Here is a 19572-nt window from a genome sequence, read left to right as displayed (position 1 = left end):
TAATTTGTTTTAATCTAAGGCTTTTTTTTAACTTCACAAAATAGTTACAAATTGATAGGTATAACTTATATTAAAGAAGGAGTCTTTATGTATAAATATATCTTCTTTTTACTCGCTATTTCCTTTCAAAGCCTTTTTTCTGAAGTTAATCCCAAGGAAGCTTATAGACTCCTCTTAGAGGGAAACAGGCGATTCATCACAGATAAACTTCTTCACCCGGATAGGACAAAAGAGAGCAGACTATCAGTCGTTGAAGGCCAGCAGCCCTTTGCAGTCATACTGGGATGCTCAGACTCAAGAGTTTCACCTGAAATCATCTTTGACCAAGGGATCGGCGATTTATTCATTGTTAGAGTTGCAGGAAACGTTGCCGGCCCGATTGAAATTAACAGCACCGAATATTCTGTCATTCACTTAAAGTCCTCTTTGGTTGTTGTTTTAGGACATGAAAATTGCGGGGCTGTAAAAGCGGTTCTTAGTGATAACACAGCCGATATCGAAGCTGTGGCTTCATTAATTCGTCAAGGTCTTGATTCTAAAAAGCATGAGACTACAGAAGCTGCTATAAAAAATAATGTGCTAAATGTTGTGGCTACCTTAAGAAAATCCCCTCCTCTTAAAGCAAGGATTGAGGACGGCACTCTGGATATCAAGGGAGCCTATTACCATTTGGGAACGGGTCAAGTAGAGTTTTTAAATTAAATTGAATCCTTGACTCAACCCTCAAATCAAAGGTTAAAATCGAAAACTGAAAGACCGGTCAGAAGTGATCCAATCATAAGCTGATAGTTTCTAATTTGAAATCCAGTTATTGGAACAAGATCGAAATCAGAAATGGGAAAAGGGAGCTCAAATTGTTTCAAGAACACGCCCCCTTTATCCCAAAGTTTAAGAGTTCCATCAAAGGATGCGCTAAATAAGGTATCGTTGTAGAAAGTTAAATATTTAGCATCTCTCTTATGCGCTCGCCATTCAAAAAGAAGGGTTCCTTTTTTTCTATCAAATGCGGAAACTGTGCCTTCATTAAGACTAACATAGAGCTTGTTACCAAAAACAGTAAAAGAGGAAGCGGGAGAGGTCTCAAAAGATCGCTTTAACTTCCCCTCTTTAAGGGAGATAACTTCTATGCCTCCTTGCTTTTTTCCATAGTAAAGGAGGCCTTTATGGATAAGTATAGATGCCCCTCTTGTTAAAGAAATCTCTAAAATCTCTAGTTCATGGCTCTTTTCTAGAGAAAGTCTTTTAAAGACTCCACTAGAATCCAAAAGATAGAGAAAGCTTTGATCTGCTTGGCAAAATTCTATGCGATTTTCAGTTTCAATGGTCTGATAATTTTTTACAGCTAAGTCAAAAATTTTAACTTTCCCGCCTTTATCCACGCTGTAAATTTTTTTATCCTTCTCGTAGACAAAGTCAATCTCTTCTTCATGATAGGACAAAACTTCTTCCGTGTTCAAAGTCGTTTTATTCAGTAGATGAATCTCTTTTCCGGTCGCTATTATAATTTTGTCTGAACACGGATAGAAAGTTCGAATTTTTAGATCGGGCCGGTTTTTATAGGAAGGCCTGGAATCATTTTTAAGAAGGCGCTCATTTTTTTTTAAAGTTTCGAAAAAAAAAGCTTTTGTAATAAGACTTTTTTCTTCCTTTGCTGAGTCCGGAAAATTCCTTCTAAAAAAAAGCTGCCATAAACTTTTTTCTTTTGCGAGCCATAGCCATCTTCTGGAAACAAGGGAAATCGTTTTAATTTCATTAGGATTTAGGTGGGTAAAGATGCTTACAAGAAGCTCGTCCGGGATTATTTTTTCAAAAAATTCCAGCGGATGAAAATCTTTTTCTTCCTTTAAAAAAAAATGTTTAGTAACGGATTGCATCTGACAAGCAAAATAACTCTAGTTTTTAAAGATTAAATGACTGAAGCCTTCACGGAGATGTATCTTCTCTTTTCTCAAAATGCGAATAAGGTTATTCTATCAGGCTTTAGACCTTCTTAAAAAAATTACCCTTAAATTCGTTAAAGGAGAAACTTAAAAGCATGAGAATGAGCTCTTTTTTTACTTATGCTTTTTTTTCAGCCTTTTTGGCTTTTTGGTGGATTGCCGCTTTTAAAAATCCGAATGCTCACGAGCCTAAGGTCAACTTGTCCGTTAGTGTTAATAAAAGCAACAATCTCCCCTTTGAAATTCAAAACCTATCTTTATTTCCTGATAGAGAATTTTTACGAAAAGCTCTTCTTGGGGATATTTCTTTAATTTCAAAACTTATTGTCGAATGGGATATCAATGCTGATCTTCTCATAAATGAGGGTTATTCTAACATAAAGCGTCTTGATAGACAATTGTTTCTAAGAAGCCAAAGAATAGTTAGACTTCTTGAAAGCAACGAAAGAGGATTTGAAGCGAAAGCCACCTTAGAAAATAATGCGCCTATCATAGATGACCGAGGTTTCCCACACGATTTATCTATATTAAGGCAGAAATTTTTTCCTCAAACCTATATGGCGGCAAGCATTTTGCTCTCTCTCGTGGAACCTGAAAATATCTCGGCTCTGCCAAAAGGCATGAAAGCTCAATCCCATATTTATGCAAGCGAGCAATTAGATGCCATTCACCTAGAATTTGATCGTTTCACTTCAGAATCGCTTGCGATAAATTTTCCGGACATTGCTTTTGTCTCAAAACAATACTCTAATCCAACTTGCGTAGATATCCTAAGCCATTTAGGCATTGAAATTTTTTATACGCCTGATATTCTTTCTTTTGAGGACATTAAAAAAGCCATACAAAATATAGGCTATCTGGTTGGCAAGCCTTTAAAAGCTGAGCTATTGACGATTTTTATAGATGCGGCTTTGCAAAATTGTGATAATTGCCTGGAAATTCGAAAGTCCCTTTCTCCCCTTGAAAAAACGCTCGTTACAAATTACTACACCCATTTCTCACTACCCGGAAAACAATCTTTGACCTATTCCATCCTATCAAGGCTTCGTCTTAATAATAAACTTGGGGAAGGACATCATCCTTTCTTTCATAGAAACGGCTATACAGCCCCTCTTTCAGAAGAAGAAATTGTTTTCTTTAACCCCGATAGATTAATTATTCTAGGTGATTTAAACGCTTCTTTAGAAGCCTGTCTCCTCTCTAAAGATTCTTTAAGAGGCGTCTCTGCTATACAATCAAAACAAGTCTCCTTTATTCCGGAAGATGTTCAGTGGACGCCTTCACAGTTTCTTGTCTTAGCATACTACGATTTGGCTAAAGCTTTATGCGATTAAAAATTTTAGTATTTATCTCACTTTTTCTACTCTCCGGCTTAACTCTTTATCTGGGGGACGTCCCTTGGGAATTTGTGGAAAAAGGCATCCTCGAAAGATTTAATGGCTCCAAAAATGATTGGAATCCTCTTTTAGATGAGCGCTTGCCAAGACTTATTGTCATTCTTTCTGCGGGCGCTTCCTTAGCGGTTTCAGGCGCTGTCATGCAAGCTCTTTTTCAAAACCCATTGGCCTCTCCAAGCGTTCTTGGCATCTCATGCGGCGGCAGTTTGCTTGTCGTCCTTTTTTATGCTTTTGACCTACACTTGAATCACCCTTACGCGATTTCTATAGCTGCCGTCTTTGGTTCTTTTATTACCATGATCGTGGTTTATGGCCTTTCCCACTACGGGGAATCCCATCGGATGTCTAATCTGATTTTATCGGGAATTGCTGTTTCCACTTTATTGATCGCTTTGCAAGGCGGTATTTTATATGCGCTTAGAGATAACTGGCGGCTTATCCAAACCATAACAGAATGGGAATCAGGATCTACACTTGATAGAACTTGGATCCACGTTCATATGCAGCTTCCTCTAGCTCTTATTGGCTTACTTGGGTGTCTTTATTATCGAAAAGAAATAGACCTTCTTGCGCTCGGGGAAGAAGAAGCGTTGAATTTAGGGGTAGAAGTTCCAAAAGTTAGGCTCCGGCTCTTTATTTGCACAGCGTTCCTGACAGGCTCAGCTCTTGCCGGAATTGGCATTATTGCTTTTTTCGGTCTTGTTCTCCCCCATTTAATTCGTAAGATTACAGGCCCTTCGAACAGGCTTCTTATTCCCTACAGTATTTTTGGCGGGAGTCTTGTCTTATTAGCTATGGATCTAACTCTTCGATTTTTTAAAATTCAAATATTCACTATCGGAAATGTATCGGCGGTTCTTGGCGGTATTTTCTTCTTTATCCTCCTTATCCATCACCCCCGTCATAGGGAATGCTGACATGCTTTCTATTAAAAATATTTCATGTTCTTTGGGAAATAGGTTGTTATTAAGAAATATTGATCTTAATTTCCAGCCCGGTTTCATTTATTCGGTCCTTGGACCAAATGGATCGGGTAAAACTACCCTTCTTAAGGCAATAGCCGGAATTCAAGTCTTTTATTCAGGGTCCATCTTTTGGAATTCTCAGGAGATAAGTTTTATTAAACGAAGAGAGAGAAGTCAAATCATGACTTTTGTTCCGCAATCAAGCCCCGTTTTCTTTGACTTTACCGTCAAAGAGTTTGCTCTTATGGGAGCTTATGCCAAGGCTATAAAGAATGAAGAACAAAAATTGGAAGAAAGCCTTAATAAAGTGGATGCGCTTCATTTGAAAGACCGCTTGGTTAGAACTCTCTCAAGCGGTGAAAAACAAAGGGTTTATATTGCAAGGTCTCTTATTGCCGACGCTCCCGTCATGCTTTTTGATGAACCGACCGCTAGTTTGGACATTAAGCATCGTCATGAGATATGGCAGCTTATTCATGACTTGAAAGAGCTTAAAAAAATTATCATTGTCGCTACCCACGATTTTCATGAAGCTGAGAAATGGTCCGATGAAAGCTTGGTTTTACAAAAAGGCAGTGTCGTCTCTAAAGGCGCTTTTTCAGAAGCTCTTTCCAAAAAAATACTGGAAGATGTTTTTGGGGTAGATAAGTTAATACTCTCTAAATGACCAAAACATCTCTGAAACTAACACCTAGTATATCCTCTGTGATATTCCATAAACGTTCCCTTATTTCGCCATTTAGCGCTTTTGAAGGGAAATTAACGATTTTGTTGTTCTCGTCCCAGTACAATCCTGTCATACCTTCAATTTCAGAACTGAGAGCTAAGGTGATATAGATTTTTGACATTTGCTCTGGTGTGATAGAAAATTGTCTTTTTATAAAATAAACATATCTAAGATACCAAGGCAAAGTGATGAGGCGATCGTTTCCTATGGCTACATTAGTAACCCGAATACAGTTTGCATCAATTTTTCCTTTAAAACGATTTGCAAAATTTATAGTAAACATCAACAACGCTAACTTTGAATTGTAATAGGCTTTTGCTGTTGTAAAATTACTATTTTTTAAGTCCAAATCATCAAAATTAAGATTTGCAAACGGGTAGAAGTCAAGTCCTTTTGTACCAACAGTAAGTAATCTGGGTTGCGAAGACTTAAATAAGCAAGGCAGCAAAAGCCTAGTCATCAAGAATGGCCCTAAATAATTTGTAGCAAAAATTGTTTCAAAACCATCTTCAGTAAGCACGGCTCTTCTCAGAGTATGATCGAAATTAGCCCCATTATGAATCAACACATCCAGACGTTGAAATTTTTTCTGAAAATCATTAGAGAATTTTCTTATAGAAGACATAGATGAAAGATCTACAATCATCAGCTCTGTTAATAAATTACCTGTTTCCTCCTGAATTTCTCGAAGAGCTTGTTTTCCTCTGTCTTCGTTTCTACAGGCAATGATTACCTTTATTCCAAGCCTTGCAAATTGTAGCGCTACAGCTTTTCCAATCCCGCTATTAGCTCCGGTGATTAAACAAATTCGAGGATTTACTTCCATGTTATATATGCCTTCGTAATATTCTATTTTTAAAATTTCCAATATTTTAACGAACACCAGCTTTTAGATGAAGTTTTTGAATACTATAAAACTACCCCATTAGACAAAATTAAAATTTATTTACATTGTAATTATTTATTTAAATATATATAATTTTCTTTATTATCTTTTAATAAAGAGGTTTTATGAACGAAATTAATTTTATAAAAACTCCCCTCCCCCAAGAACCTTCAATCTCGCCCTCAAATAAAATCGATGCGACGGAAAAACCCCACGAATCTTTCGAAAATGTTATTTCACCTCACCTATCTCCTTTTGAAGTATTTAAAAAGGGTCAAAGCAAACAAGCTTCTTCCCAAGCTTTAAACTCGAATAAAGAGGATTCCCAGGTTAAAAAAACTATCTATGATAGGTTGGAAGAAGCTAGAAAAAATGACAAGAAATTGCCGCCTGCCATTTATGCTATAGAAATGAAAGACTATGAGCTTCTCAAATTCATTATCGACATGGGAGAAGACTTAGAAAAAAGAATGCCTGACATCCCGGTCTACGAAAAGTATTCCAATGAATGGAATGGGTCGGGTTGGACTAAATTCCATGGATACCAACCAGGCTTAAAGCCTCTTGAATACGCGCTTAAAAAAAATGACGTTGAAGCCGTTCGATGCCTTTTAGAGCATAACCCTACAAATAAATCCAATGTGAATACCGTTAGAACGGAGTACATCTCTTCTTGGCTGACTCCCTATTCCGGGGATCATGGCCCAGGGCTTGTTTCAGAAGGAATGGAAACACGAACCGAATCCCTTTGGGATGCGGCCAATCGGCAAAAATGCGATCCTGAAATCCTCTACTTGATTTTAACTCATAGTCCTCAATTGAACCTTGGCGTTATTGCTGAAAATTTTAGGCAAAAAGGAAACCTTGAATATTTTTCTTCTGCTCTAAGAGCGCTTTATCAAGGATGGAAAGGAGAGGACCTTATCGTTTCTCCAGAATCTCTGAAAAAGATGATGCAAACCTCATTTGATGAGGCTCTCCAAACTAAAAATAAAGAAATGATCTCACTTTACGTTGAATCCGGATGGGCTATTTCCTCTTCATCCATTGGCTTGGTTGTTGAAAATAACGAGCTTTTAAACCAATTGTTAAATGGGAACATCTCCTCCATTAAGGCTTTAGAGGCTCTTGTTGAAAATAAAGCCGGCCTTGAATTGATAGAGAATGCAATAAGTAACTTAAGCGATCCGACAGATGCTTTTTCTATAGCTTCCCGGTGTGATCATGTTGAGCTTGTCAAAATTCTGATAGCAAAAGGCATTTTGCCCACTCTATCTGATTATAAAGACGCTCTTAAAGCCTCAAGAGATGAAATTGCGATTCTTATAATAGCAACTCTTGTCAAAGAGAATAAACTGGACCAGCCGGATGACTTACTAAAAGCTGCTGTAAGTGAACAGCGCTTTGAAGTGGTGGTTGAACTATTATCAAGAGGCCTTTTTTCAGAAGAAGGAAGAAAAGAAGCTCAGAAGATAGCCTATAAACTTGCAAACTATGAAATCCTGGATTTATTGATTCACTACCCCTCTTAATCTTCCTAGGTGTTGGGTTTTTTAATAAAAAGCCCAACAACCTTGCAAAAAACCTTCCCATCTTAAAATACTCTTTAAATCATCTTAAGAATTGATTTTTTTAAATAATTTAAAAAATGCCTTCATTTCCTAATGAATTTTTCTAATCAATTTCTTGGATTCTCGTCCTTTCTTTAAACTCCCTTAATTTAAAATTAATATTAGAGAGTTAACCTTATTATTCGTTTTAATATTAACATAATAAAGAGATAAATTATGATAACACCAAGTAACAAAGCCCAAGATACTTATAGCATAATGAATGCCGAAGATCAAAAGGTAAAGGCTAGACAAGCTAAAACGAAGGCAGCCAAACTGCCGGTCTTTAAACCTTCGATCCTTCCTCGGGCTCATGAAAATAAGGTTGTAAAAGAAGCCCCTCAAGCAACCATTCAGGCCAAAGATCTACCGAAAACCCAAGCTAATGAATCCTTAAAGCAAACGCACCAAGACTTCGCCGACAATCAAGTGCCTCCTATTGCTAGTCAATCTCTTAAAAGGAGATCTATTGGTCCTATGCCACAAGACGATCTCATACGCTTTCTTCAAGGAGCAAAACCCGGTACTTTTCTTCTGAAAGAGAGTTCGAGAAAAGAAGGTGTTGTGGTAGCTTGCATCGTTGGCAAGGACTCTAAGATTTCTTTTGTTTATATTACATCCAAACAAGAAGCTATTAGCCTCATTAAGAGTGTTGGATTAGAACCTCAGTTCATTGATCCGGTGCAGTTTTATGCAAAAACCATAGAAAGAAATTCTTTGGTCCAAAGCCTCAAATTAACTCCTGAAAAAATTCAAACTTTGGTTAAAAAGGCACGAATTGCGCATAAGGAAGGAAAAACTCTTGAGATTGCCTTGAGCAACCCTTTTATCATTGTGGAAGCTAGATTTGAGAATGGACATCTCGTTTTAAAGGAAATGGACTCGCTTAAAATTTCTTGCGCCCCCTATAAGATTTATCTTAATCAAATTCATCATGGCCAAAGCTCAAGAGAAGCATCCCTTCAAATTTTAAAAGATAAGGTTCCCGGAAGTTATATTTTAAGAACAAGAGCGAATGGCGATCCGGTTGTCGATCTTTTAACAGACAATGGAGATGTCTATTCAGTTTATGACGATAATAATTCTCTTCTAGAAATATTTACCCGGGTTTCAGAACATTGCACTAATATGGGCACAACCCCTATTGCAATAATACCCACCCATCGAAATGTGAGACAAATAAGAAGCCTTTCCCCTAAAAAAGCGGTAGAAAAGCAATATTTCCTAGATTCTCCTGTAAAAAAGCCTAAACAAAAAGAATTGAAAGCCGTTAAAGAAACCCAGTCCAGACAAAAAGTCATGAAGGGTGAAAAGGAAGTTGCAAGGACAAAAAAACCGCGTGAAAAAGAAGTTGTGAGAGCAAAAAAATCGGGTGAAAAGGAAGTTGCGAGAGCTAAACAAACGCCTAAAAAGAAAGTTGAAGGCACACTCTTACCCGGAAATAAGCTGATTGAACAGCTAGTTACGGAAAAAAGAGCTCTTAAGGACATCGCTCCCCGTTATCGCCACCTTGTAAACACCTATAGAGCGCTCCGTAATGCCAAAATGCTTGATTTATTACAGCATATTGACCTAACTCACATTAATACTTCCGCTAAACCTTTAAATTGGTCAACGTCAGAATTTTCTGCCCAAGGTCCAAGGCCTTCCATGGAAGATGCGCACCTTCATCTGAAGTTACCGGAAATGGGTGAACTTTACTGCGTCTTTGACGGACATGGCGGAGATTTTGGTCCTAGTCATCCTGTTGCAGATCTTGCAAAAGAAGTTTTTGAAAGAGAATTTGAAAATGAACTCAAAGAAAATCCAAAAGATGCAGCCCAAGTCTTTAATAAACTTTTTGCCAAGATCCATAAAGAAGCCGTGGAAAAAAAGCTTCCCGGCGGAACAACCGCTGTAGTTACTTTTGTGGATACTAATAACATCGCCACAATAGGGACCATAGCGGACTCTGAAGCTAGGGTTGCAAGAAAAATCGATGGTAAATGGCGCCTTATCCCGCTTTCACTAGTTATGGATTTTGGAAAAAGGAAAGAAGCTAAAAGAGCTCCTATGGAAACTCAAAGAGCCTGGGCCGAAAATCCTGCATGGTTTGGTAATGCAAAAAATAGAAGAGTTGCTTTGCAGAACGTTAGCCGAGCCCTTGGCGATAATTTTGAAGGGATTGCCCATAAGGCTAAAATCTCCCAATTCCAGTTAGAAAAAGACGATCTCTTAATCGTGGGTTGTGATGGGATTTGGGATTATGTTATGGACGAGGAAATTCTTAAGCTGATTGACTCTAAAGGCAACCTCGATGCTAATGCTCTTGGTGAATTTGCATTGTATAAAAAATATGCCCAAGACAACGTGACTGTAATGGTTTCAAAAGCTAATTAAGCGGCTAAAGCCATGTAATTTTTTTATTAGGCTGTACATAATGTACAGCCTTTTTTTATATGAGCCGGATTTATATAGCTTAATTTTTTACAAGAGTTAGGTTCGTACTTTTTCCGGGAATTTTAGCTATCTCTTCTGTGACAATCTGAGTTAAAGTGCCATTTGCTGTAATCTTCGTGTCGTTGTAGGTTAAGATGTCTTTGACAACAGAGCGAAAAGCTTCTTTTGAAATTGAATCGCAGCCTGTAAAATTGATTTTAGTTAAAGGCAAAGCTCTTAAAGCTTCAATAGTTTTTAACTTGCTGCAGTTGGTAAGATCAAGTTCGCTAAGGTTCTCAAAGCGCTTTAGTTTTGAAATATCATTTAAGTTTTGCGCATCTTTGAGGGTTAGTTTTTCCAAGTCTGCAAACTTAGCGATCAAGTCTAAGTTAAAGTGATTTAACCCGCTTAAATCTAATTGTTTAATACCGGAAGGCAAAAGCTCTATCAAATCGATGAACTCCCGCTTGCCAGTAGAATTCTTTGAAATAATGAATTTTAGGGCTTTCTCCAAGATATCGGTTTCATTAAAGAAGTCGCTTAAGTCTAACCCGTCTTTCAAGAAAGGGGTCAAATGCTGAATGAAAAGATGGGCTTCTTCAGGATTTAAGGAATTATTCTTCATTTTTGTGATAAGATCATCGTTGAGGACTTTTTCAACATGTCCCTTATCGCCATGTAAAAAAGGAATCTCAAATTCTTCCACTAAATGCTGAATCTCAACCTCATAGTTTTCAACGTCATGTTCTTTTTCGTAAGTTGGGAGATGTCTCTTGTCAATTCCATGAATTAAACAGTCAAAAAGGTTGGTTTTTAGATTTTCTTCAAAAACAGCCTGAATTCTATTTTTTTGGTTATTTGAAATAAGATTGGAATCAAGCAGACTATCTGCAAAATGAACAAGATTCGAAGTCATTTCTGCGTGTTCTTTTTTCCAATCGGAATCCTTAAAGGCCACCTCAAAAAACTTAATAAAGTTTAAATAATTTAGTTTTTTAGCCTTACTATCTGGATTTGGGGCTAAAGCTTTAAAGAAATCTTTGTCATTCCCGGCGCTTTCATACATTTTTTGTAAAGAGGCGGATATTCCTCTAGGGGCGGATACCATAAGTTCTCCTAGGTTTTTTTTGTAAATTTATAGCCCTTCTTAATATAATTATTATATACAGATATTATAATTATAAATTAAGAGAAAAAAATATAAAAAACCACTGCTCTTGATTAAAATAAATAATAGGTAAAGTGATGAATATCAATAAAGGTCAAGGTAGACCTATTCCCCCGGCAAGTGTCTCAGAAAGAGTCAGCAAATTCGAGTCAAAAATCAAGGAAGAGACCCAAAGCTTAGAAAGCCGAAAAACCGATGAAGCTGCAAAAATTGTCAAAACAGGCAAGGGTGATGAAGCGTTAGAACCGGCTGCTCCAAAACCAAAAAGCTTAAAAGAAAAGCGAATTTCCGGCTCGCAGAGCTTAACCAAGAATGAACTATACGAATCCGATTCAAAAATAACTCCTCTTAGAAGAAAAGCCCTTCCCGAAGATAAGCGCCTTGCCCTTAAAATGCTTGACTCAAGAGTTAGAAACTTAAGATTGGAAGCAAGAAAGCTCTCTCTAAATTTAGCCGATGAGCCCGGAAAAGAAGCTTATGATGAGAAAGTTTATCAAACCATGCGGGAACTATACTTCTACTCAAAAACCTTGGTTCCGGGCGATGAAGAGCTTTTTAACCAGCTTGTAAAACTTGATAATGAACTTGCAATTCTTGGCAAAGATCTGCCAAGGCCTAAAGATATCCTAAAAGCTCCGGGTCTTGGGGAAGAGGCTTTAAAGCCAACTTTAAAAGAAACCATCAATCACTTATTTGAAGGGCTTCCTCCCGAGATGACGAAAGGCTTAGAAGCAAATGCTAAGCGTGACAGGCTTATTCTAAGGAAGACAGAGAGTCAAATTAAACTCGATTATGCCAAGCGATTAGCAATCGCAAGAAGGGTTGCTTGGACTTCCGGAAAACAGGTTTCATTATCCACTATTGGCGAAGTTGAGTCTCAATGGAAAAAGTTTTTAGAAAGTAAGCCTGCTGCTGCCGAAGAAAGAAAAATCGGGGATCGCCTATTTATCTTTTTACCAAACGAAAAGGGGTTATACTTAAAGGGTAAAGTCATCACAGAATCCGGCGCTTTTAAAGTCCCTTTTATACTCCATTCCATTTTAACACAAAGAAGCGACTCTGTTATCAAACAGCCTAAAGAAGATGTTAAAGAACAACTCCCCTCTTTTAAAGCTGCGCAAGCTGCAGAATCCGAAAAAGGCAAAGAGAAAGAGCTTTCTACTCAATCAAGTGATGTAGAAAAGAGAGATTATATCGACGAGGACGAAGATTTAGGGACCACTGTTCACAAGGACGAAGATGAAGATCTCGGGACAACCGTTCTTAATGACGAAGAAGAGGATTTAGGGACCATTGTTCAAAAAGACGAAGATGAAGATCTAGGAACTACCGTCCAAAATGGTATTTCGAAAGATGAATCAGAGGAGTCAGCGCCTGCTAGAGAACAAATGAAGTTTGATTTTACAAAATTTATTCGCGATCGAAAAATGGAAGAAATGTCAGCTGGCGAGCTCAAAGAAAGAGCGGATGATAAACAGGCTTTTTCAGTAAGTTTTGACCAAGACGAATATACCAAATACAAAAATGAAGCGAACCTACAGCTTCAATTAACGGGACAAAGAGGTATTTGGGTTACAAAAGCAGCACAAGAGATGCATGTGGTAACTACTTTAACCGAGGGTGAACCAAAGAAAAGCTACATCCTTATTGAGAGCGCCGCCAAATTTAAAACAGAAAGTGGAAATCGCGTTTATGATCTCTACAATCTTCTTCAGGCCCAAGAGGAAGGAATTTTAAATAAAAGCGAACAAATAGCCGCTCTTACCGTCCTGGAAGATTCTCTTTTCGGAATCCAACACATACATGAACAAGGCATTCTTCATCGGGATTTAAAACTTCAAAATATTTTAACTGGGCGTGAGGGACGCGGTGGAATTAGTGATTTTGGGGAATTTTGCCTTATAAAAGGGGTTGAAAATAAGGAAGATCCTCGAAAGGCGACATCAGTCGGTTCACCTTACATGTTTTCACCTGAAATGGCAAAGCAGGCTGTCGCTAAAGAATCCGCTTTAGACCCCACTTCCCCTCCTAGATTTTCAGGCGTTCATCCTTTGGAGCAGTGGAAGCTTATTGATGACAAATCAGACGTCTGGTCTGTTGGTATGATGCTTTGGCAAGCAACGACCGGAAAAGAGCCGCGTGAACACCCCGCCTACGCCCATAGCAACTCTTTAAATGCAAAAAATAGCGTGAACGATGTTGCCTTGCTCCTTACTTCAAGAACTGTCAGAGAAAAGTACAATCAATCCTATGCGGAACCTCAAAATAAAACAGGCATTGCGCATCTTGTTTGGGAATGTACAAGGGTTGATCCTGATCAAAGACCTTCGATGGATGTCGTGGCAAGCCGCTTTTCAGCTTGGAAAAAAGAGACTGCTCAAAAACTTGATCGTGGTCAAATCAAAAACATGTGGGATAATTTTAATTAATGAAAAAAGAAAAAGGCACTTCTTTAAGAAGTGCCTTTTTTTTATTTAGACTGCTCTTCATTAAAATTGTAGAAGTATAAGCCTTTAGCGCCTTTCACCCAAACCATTCCGGGATAAACAATAAAGTGCGATGCTTCTTTTCCACCGAGAATAACTCTTAGCGGCTTTGCTTCTTCTTGTGTCGACCCTTGCTTTGGCAATGCTTCAATATCCCAAACTTTGATATGCTTTTCATATTTTCTATCGTTAAGTTTTTGATCTGTCGACCCCGAAACAAAAAGAAAACGATCGAAGACTACCATATTTTCATTGTATACGAAGTGGGTTTCAAAGCTTTGAATTTCGGTAAATGTTTTTAAATCCAAGATATGAATGGTAGAGCCTTCACTATAATATAGTTTGTCATCAAAAGGTTGAATATCTGTTACTGAAAACTTTGTGGATAGGGTGTGAAGCAGTTTCCAACCTTGTTCGCTAGAATCTTTTTCCCAGATATGTAATTTACAATCTTCTCTTGAAGCGCTGAAAAATTTCCCGTTATCATATACAAAGCAAGTAACCGGTGTTTCATGAACGGCATAAGTTTTAATAACATTTAAATCCTTATCGTATTCCTTAATAGTTTTGTCAAGTGATGAGGAAAAAAGATGATTGTCAGCCCAAACAAGAGAAGTGATATTCCATCTATGGGAAATGACAGAAACATCATTTTCGCAAGAATTACCCTCCATCTCCCATTTGAAAAGGAAACCATTTGAGCCGCCTGCATATAAATGCCCCTCGTGTTCACGAAAGCAGTGAATCCAAACATCTTCATCAATGGTAAATTGGCCAATTGCCTCTTTATCAAAAGTATTCCACATTTGAACCCCTCCTATATTCTCAGAATCACTCGGAAGGCTGTAAAAAAAGCGGCCTTTTTGGCCTTTTCCAATGGTGATCATTCCCTGTACTTCTGATAACTGTACATGGGGTTTAAATGAGCTGTCTTTTATTCTTCTTTCAATGAGCTTAGCGTACTGATAGGATTCTTGAAGCTTTTTGTCGCAATCTAGGTGAACCGCAGAAGATGGGTATTCTTTTTTAAATAGTGAAGCTTGAAATAGGGACGGGTCAGACGCAATCTGTTCCCACCTTTTGCAAACGAGTTTTGAAATAGTTCTTGTGCTTAAGTCAGGTAGAAAAGAAAGAATATAGAGTAAGGTTTCATCCGGAAGCCATGCAGTGCGATCTGGTTCAGTTTCAATTTGAGTAACGAAATTTGTAGTAGTAAGTGATGATTCTCTAAAATCAGCTTCCTGCATAAATAAACTCCATTTTATTTACAATTTCTTAATATTATATATTAATTATTATGAATCTATCAATAAATTTAAGGTTTTTAGTTAAAAAATAATTATTCAGAATAATCAAAAATTTGAATTTCACCTAGATGAGTTCCAACAACCACCGCTGATTCAATTAATTCAAACGAGCTTAGGTAAGAAACCTTAAAAGAAGACAGAGGATCCTTTCGGATAAGATATCGAAGATCCCAAAAGCTGATTCCAAAAGATGTGCCTAAAATTATTTTTTGATCTAAAACTTTGGTAGACCATGCCCCTAATGAAAAAAACCTAAAGATCTGCTGCAATTTTTTGGCCCTAAGGTCCAAAATCTGAAAATCCCCATTTTCATAGGTAAGATAAAGGGTATTTCCAGAATTATGAAGGGAACTTGCAGGGTAAATAAAGTTAATTCCGGGGAATGTTAGTATGGGGGCTAGTTTTTCTCGATCCCAAAGGGTGAGACAATTTTTTCCATCGTAACCAAAAATTGCCGCGTCACTTACCGTAAAAGATCCCGAGCTTTCTTTAACAAGACTCACCTGATTTAAATTTCTATCAAACTCAAATAGCCCCTGCCTTGAACGAGTGAATAAGTGGTCCTTTTGAAGATGAAGACATTCTCCAAAACCGCTCGAATCTTTACTTAGTTCTAGTGAATCCTCCTCTTTTTCTCCCCATCTTGTTATCTTGGAAGAAAACCCTCCATAGATAAAAGGCCCTACTGCAAGAGAGCTGATTTTATTATTTAAAAATTCGATTTTCTTGAGTTCACATTCTTTTTCGAGGTCAAAGACACGTATCACCCCCTCCTGAAAGCCCGCATAAAGCAAACTCTCGTTTTGCTTCATGCAAATCACATTATTTTTAGCATTTAGAGACTTGGTTTCCTTAAGAACTCTAATAGACGGGTTTTTTCCTTCTTTGATTCGAGCTTCATTTCTTAATTTTTGGAATATGAGGGCAATTGAAAAGTCTTTTTTTTTATAAAAAGAAGAGCTTTCCGGAAACATTTTAAGACAAAAAAATCTGGAGAGATAAGTCCCGGTACAAATTTGATTCCATTTTCTGCAAACTAGTCTTGAGTTACAGACCTCTTTAAAAGTTAGGTTTAAGAAGATTTCAGTTAGGATTTCATTTGGCAAAGGAAGGTTATTTTGATCTTCGTCTAAAAAAAAACTATCATCCTTTCCTGTTACATTCATTTACTTAAACCTTTTAAATTCATTTTGAAAGGAAGCTATAGGAAAAAAGACCCCTCCCCGTGCCTAAAAAAAGATTGAAGGCATTCCCATCCAATGAGTACACACTGGTATCACCAACAGCAAGCTCTTTAAATTCTTGATGGTTTGTACCAAATTGTCTGAAATCCCAAAATCGGATTTTTGGTTCAAAGGAGCTTACGATAATTTCATAGTCGAAGCCGTAGATAGATGTGATAACATCGGTATGGGATTTAAAGCGTGTTTTCTCTTTGTTTTCTCGTAAATCAAAGCTTATCAGTTGTCCACTGCAAGTACCGACAAGAAGACTATTAAAAGCGCATTCCATCGAAGATGGCAGATAGCACTCCGGAAATTGCTGCAAAAGCTTTTTGGTTTCTCTATCCCAAACAAATAGATTATAGGAGGAATCGGCGCTAAAAAGATACTCATTATACGTTGAAAGCCAAGTGATCCCTCCTGAATGGCTTTTAAAGCGATCCACTTCTTCTAATTCCGCATTTAAAACCTTGATTGAGCCGTCTGAAAAACCTAAGTACAATTTATTGGAAGAAAGTTCGAAAGCATCAGAGCTCCAGTTGACAAATTCTTTTTCCGAATTAAGTTCTTCCAGATGATAATCCCATTTTTGAATTAACCCTCTTCTATAATTGATAAATACATGCGTTTCATTAATTTTAAAGCTATGAATACGGCTCTTCGTATTTAAACACGACTTAAGCTTTTCTTCAGAAAGATCCCAAGTTTTTAAACTGCAATCCCCATCTTTCATAGTTGCGGCCGCTATAGAATTTGAATCAAGTAGTTTAAGACCTGTAATGACAGATGTTTCCCCCAAGATTTCTTTTTTTTCAGGGTTAAAGAAGTCCTCCTTTATTCGTCTATGAAGAGCTTCTGTTTCCCTTAGTAAAGAAAAAGTGAATTTCCCTCTTTCATAAAAACAAGCGCTTTTTGGAAATAATCTAAAAAAAATCTCTCTTATTATAGAAGGGTCAGAGACAATTTGATGCCATGCATGGCTTACTAAAGAGCTGCTTGCAAGTGAAGCCGTTGGCAAATAGTGAAAAACTTTTATCATCACCTCTAGGGGAAGGATGGCAGTCGGGTCTATTTGTACAGGATCATTTCCATGTAATGAAGTTATTTGCATATGAGTATCACTTCGTTTAAGAAAAATTGTATTTAAAGAGAGTCCCCTCATCCATTCCCAAATAAATAGAATCGACAGCATTTTGAGAGGCATGGATTACTAATTCTGAATGCACATGTAAAACCTTTTTAAGCGTCATGCTAGTTCTTTCCCATATCCTTAAATTATAACGCTTCTGTCCCAAAAGGGTTTCATCCACAATTTTTAAAGAAGTTAATACTCCTGGGCAGCCTGTAATAAATTCATCCCTTATGACTTCTCTTTTTCTATAGTCAATAATTTTAAGGGTTCCATCAATTTGACCTATATAAAGACCTTCTTCTCCGCATGTGAGGCAAGTGGAAAATCCATTAGTTGGAATTTTAGCAATATAATTTTGACTTCTTTGATCTAAAATATGCACAGTGCCATAAATGTCGTAATAAAAAATTTGCCCTTGAAAAATGTGAAACCGAAGCGCATCGGGAAATTCAAAAAAACGAAAGCTTTTAAATTCCAGATCAAATTCTTTGATCCCTTTTTGTTCCGTTACATATAACCTCTCACTTTCCAATTGGAAAGATAAGACTTTCTTCATGTCAATCGCTACTTCATGAATTGGCTTAGAGTCTTTTTTGCCAAAGACTTGCAAGAGCCCTGTTGAAAAAGCATAAATAGCTTCTCCCCTAGGTAATAGGGCAAACGATTGAATCGGATAGTTGCTTACTTTTTTATCGAACTCTTTTCCCTCATTTAAATCCCATAACCTTATGGTTCTATCTAAAGAGCTACTGTAGAGAAGACCATCCCAAAAACTCAAGGAAGTCACTTTAGTTCGATGCTTACCTAAAACGGAGAATGAAGATTCAAAAGCCGGGTCATTAACTTTATTTTTTGCAAGAGAGGCTTTTCTGTATAGGTTCCATGTTAGTTTTTCGACTCTATAGTCTGATAAAATTGACGATTTAGAAGAGGATTCCTCCCCATTAGGTTGAAGAAATGGTAAATCACCCTTTTTTGGACAAGCTTCTTGCATAAAACTCTCTTAAAAAAACAAAAGTATTATGGTGAAAGAAAAATAAAAAGGCGATTCTTTTTGAAAAAGGTTTCTCTTAAGGTTAAGAGAAGCCTTCCTTAAAATTCGATTTGGTAAATGTCGCCACTTTTTTTACCGGCAAAAATAGATTCACCATTTGCATAAAGGGCTGTGATGCGGTCTTGCTCTCCGTCTCCGCCGAGGGGGATTTTATTTAAAATATGGGATGTTCTAAGATCCGACACCCAAACTTGGCCTAAATAATCCACCAGTAATTTATTCTCTAAAATTTGAATAAGGCCGAAAGATTTGTAGCCCGGCAGGTAAAAAAGAGTATTCAATTGATTAGACCTGAAATCCAATTGCCCTACAACTCCATTAGGTCCATCTATCAAAGCATAAACTTGATTGTCAAGAGACTCAATATTTCTTCCAAAAGTAGGATATTCAAATCGATGAGTTTCCTCTAACCTTTCAATATCAAAGCTTGCAATCCCCGAACTTCCTCCTGTGAAAAGTGAAGTTTGGGAAATAGCTAAGCTGATAGGGTTGCCCTCATCAAAAATAGTATGAGTTGGGTTTAACTCTAAATCGAAAGATTGAATGCCGTCAGAGGATCTGCCATAAAGCCCTTGAGGCCCTTTTTTTAAGAAAAACACAGCGCTACTTTTAAAATGCACTTGCCTCTCAACTTCTCCGCACCTTGACATTTTGGTTATTCTGCCCTGAAGCCTGTCTCCAATATAGATATTCTCACCTATCAGCTCAATAGTTCTAATAACTGAGTGATTGATTTTATTTTCTTCTTTTTGGGTTTTAATATTAAAAATTTTTAAGTCATTTTCTGAAGCGCTAAAAAGCTTACCTTCCCTAACTTTTAGAAAAGTCACAAAACCTTCATGCCTATCAAATGTTTTTACATTGGGTAAAAATTTCGGGTCTTCCAAATTAGTCTGAAAGGCTACTGTTTTATCGTATAAATTTTTTTTAAGTTCTTTTTTAGAGTAGTGGTTGGCAGTTACCGGTAATATTTTTTTGAAAAAAATAGGAAATAAAGAATTATCGGAACTCACTCTCCTCCAATTTTTAGAGACAATCCCGGCGTCTAAGATTTCCCTTGCAGAAAGATATGAAAAAATCTCTAGAGCTATCTCTTCCGGCAAAAACATTAAAGGGTCTTGCAAAAGCTCTTCTTCAATGAGAATTACTTCAAGCTCTTCACTATCCGATTCAGAACTTATGTCCATATCGACGTAATCAAAATTATCATATTGATAGGGATCATTGCTTGTTCTGTTCATTGTTTACCTTTTTAATTA

At 37.3% G+C, this 19572-nt stretch carries 15 protein-coding genes; 7 read left to right on the top strand and 8 right to left on the bottom strand.

From position 1 onward, the window contains the following. The first annotated feature begins 87 nt into the window (after window positions 1-87). The gene (locus tag CSEC_RS03725) at window positions 88-702 is read left to right on the top strand and encodes a carbonic anhydrase (RefSeq protein ID WP_041017035.1); all 615 of its coding nucleotides are present in this window, start codon (window positions 88-90) and stop codon (window positions 700-702) included. 26 nt (window positions 703-728) lie between these two features. Here CSEC_RS03725 and CSEC_RS03720 read toward each other — a convergent pair whose 3' ends face one another. Beyond that, window positions 729-1874, bottom strand: coding sequence for an F-box/WD repeat-containing protein (locus CSEC_RS03720; RefSeq protein ID WP_041017034.1), 1146 nt, complete (start codon window positions 1872-1874; stop codon window positions 729-731). Between the two features lie 167 nt (window positions 1875-2041). On the opposite strand from CSEC_RS03720, the gene CSEC_RS03715 reads away from it, so the two are divergent. From CSEC_RS03715 to CSEC_RS03705, 3 genes are read left to right on the top strand one after another with little or no spacing between them, the layout of a single operon-like run. Then, window positions 2042-3274, top strand: a complete 1233-nt coding sequence (locus tag CSEC_RS03715) for an ABC transporter substrate-binding protein (protein ID WP_154017615.1) — start codon at window positions 2042-2044, stop codon at window positions 3272-3274. Further along, on the top strand, window positions 3265-4254 hold the full coding sequence (locus CSEC_RS03710) for a FecCD family ABC transporter permease (RefSeq protein WP_041017032.1): 990 nt from the start codon (window positions 3265-3267) through the stop codon (window positions 4252-4254). The genes CSEC_RS03715 and CSEC_RS03710 overlap by 10 nt, the downstream gene beginning before the upstream one ends. 1 nt (window position 4255) lies before the next feature. Next, window positions 4256-4969 (top strand): ABC transporter ATP-binding protein, encoded by a 714-nt coding sequence (locus tag CSEC_RS03705; RefSeq protein ID WP_041017031.1) that lies wholly within the window; start codon window positions 4256-4258, stop codon window positions 4967-4969. Here the strand turns inward: CSEC_RS03705 and CSEC_RS03700 are convergent. After that, window positions 4962-5855 (bottom strand): SDR family NAD(P)-dependent oxidoreductase, encoded by an 894-nt coding sequence (locus tag CSEC_RS03700; RefSeq protein WP_041017030.1) that lies wholly within the window; start codon window positions 5853-5855, stop codon window positions 4962-4964. The two genes, CSEC_RS03705 and CSEC_RS03700, sit on opposite strands and share 8 nt — an antisense overlap. Window positions 5856-6040: 185 nt before the next feature. On the opposite strand from CSEC_RS03700, the gene CSEC_RS03695 reads away from it, so the two are divergent. Beyond that, window positions 6041-7447, top strand: a complete 1407-nt coding sequence (locus tag CSEC_RS03695) for an ankyrin repeat domain-containing protein (RefSeq protein ID WP_041017029.1) — start codon at window positions 6041-6043, stop codon at window positions 7445-7447. A 255-nt stretch (window positions 7448-7702) separates the two neighbouring features. Next, complete coding sequence (locus CSEC_RS03690; protein ID WP_041017028.1) at window positions 7703-9904, top strand: hypothetical protein; 2202 nt, start codon at window positions 7703-7705, stop codon at window positions 9902-9904. Between the two features lie 79 nt (window positions 9905-9983). Here CSEC_RS03690 and CSEC_RS03685 read toward each other — a convergent pair whose 3' ends face one another. Then, window positions 9984-11051: a hypothetical protein gene (locus CSEC_RS03685; protein WP_041017027.1), complete on the bottom strand. Its 1068-nt coding sequence runs from the start codon at window positions 11049-11051 to the stop codon at window positions 9984-9986. Window positions 11052-11188: 137 nt separating this feature from the next. On the opposite strand from CSEC_RS03685, the gene CSEC_RS03680 reads away from it, so the two are divergent. After that, the gene (locus tag CSEC_RS03680; RefSeq protein ID WP_041017026.1) at window positions 11189-13540 is read left to right on the top strand and encodes a protein kinase domain-containing protein; all 2352 of its coding nucleotides are present in this window, start codon (window positions 11189-11191) and stop codon (window positions 13538-13540) included. A gap of 41 nt (window positions 13541-13581) precedes the next feature. Here CSEC_RS03680 and CSEC_RS03675 read toward each other — a convergent pair whose 3' ends face one another. The 5 genes from CSEC_RS03675 to CSEC_RS03655 all read right to left on the bottom strand — a co-directional run bounded on the left by CSEC_RS03675 (window position 13582) and on the right by CSEC_RS03655 (window position 19554). Then, complete coding sequence (locus tag CSEC_RS03675; RefSeq protein WP_041017025.1) at window positions 13582-14844, bottom strand: F-box/WD repeat-containing protein; 1263 nt, start codon at window positions 14842-14844, stop codon at window positions 13582-13584. Between the two features lie 92 nt (window positions 14845-14936). Continuing rightward, entirely contained in the window at window positions 14937-16070 is a 1134-nt protein-coding gene (locus CSEC_RS03670; RefSeq protein ID WP_041017024.1) for an F-box/WD repeat-containing protein, read from the bottom strand. 19 nt (window positions 16071-16089) lie between these two features. Further along, window positions 16090-17238, bottom strand: coding sequence for an F-box-like domain-containing protein (locus tag CSEC_RS03665; protein ID WP_161780952.1), 1149 nt, complete (start codon window positions 17236-17238; stop codon window positions 16090-16092). A 16-nt stretch (window positions 17239-17254) separates the two neighbouring features. After that, the gene (locus CSEC_RS03660; protein WP_041017022.1) at window positions 17255-18253 is read right to left on the bottom strand and encodes a WD40 repeat domain-containing protein; all 999 of its coding nucleotides are present in this window, start codon (window positions 18251-18253) and stop codon (window positions 17255-17257) included. A gap of 98 nt (window positions 18254-18351) precedes the next feature. Beyond that, window positions 18352-19554: an F-box-like domain-containing protein gene (locus tag CSEC_RS03655; protein ID WP_041017021.1), complete on the bottom strand. Its 1203-nt coding sequence runs from the start codon at window positions 19552-19554 to the stop codon at window positions 18352-18354. Window positions 19555-19572: the final 18 nt, after the last annotated feature.

It is taken from the genome of Criblamydia sequanensis CRIB-18 (assembly GCF_000750955.1).
Lineage (GTDB): Bacteria > Chlamydiota > Chlamydiia > Chlamydiales > Criblamydiaceae > Criblamydia > Criblamydia sequanensis.
Note: the sequence above shows the minus strand (reverse complement) of the source record. Positions and strands in the feature narration are given on the sequence as shown.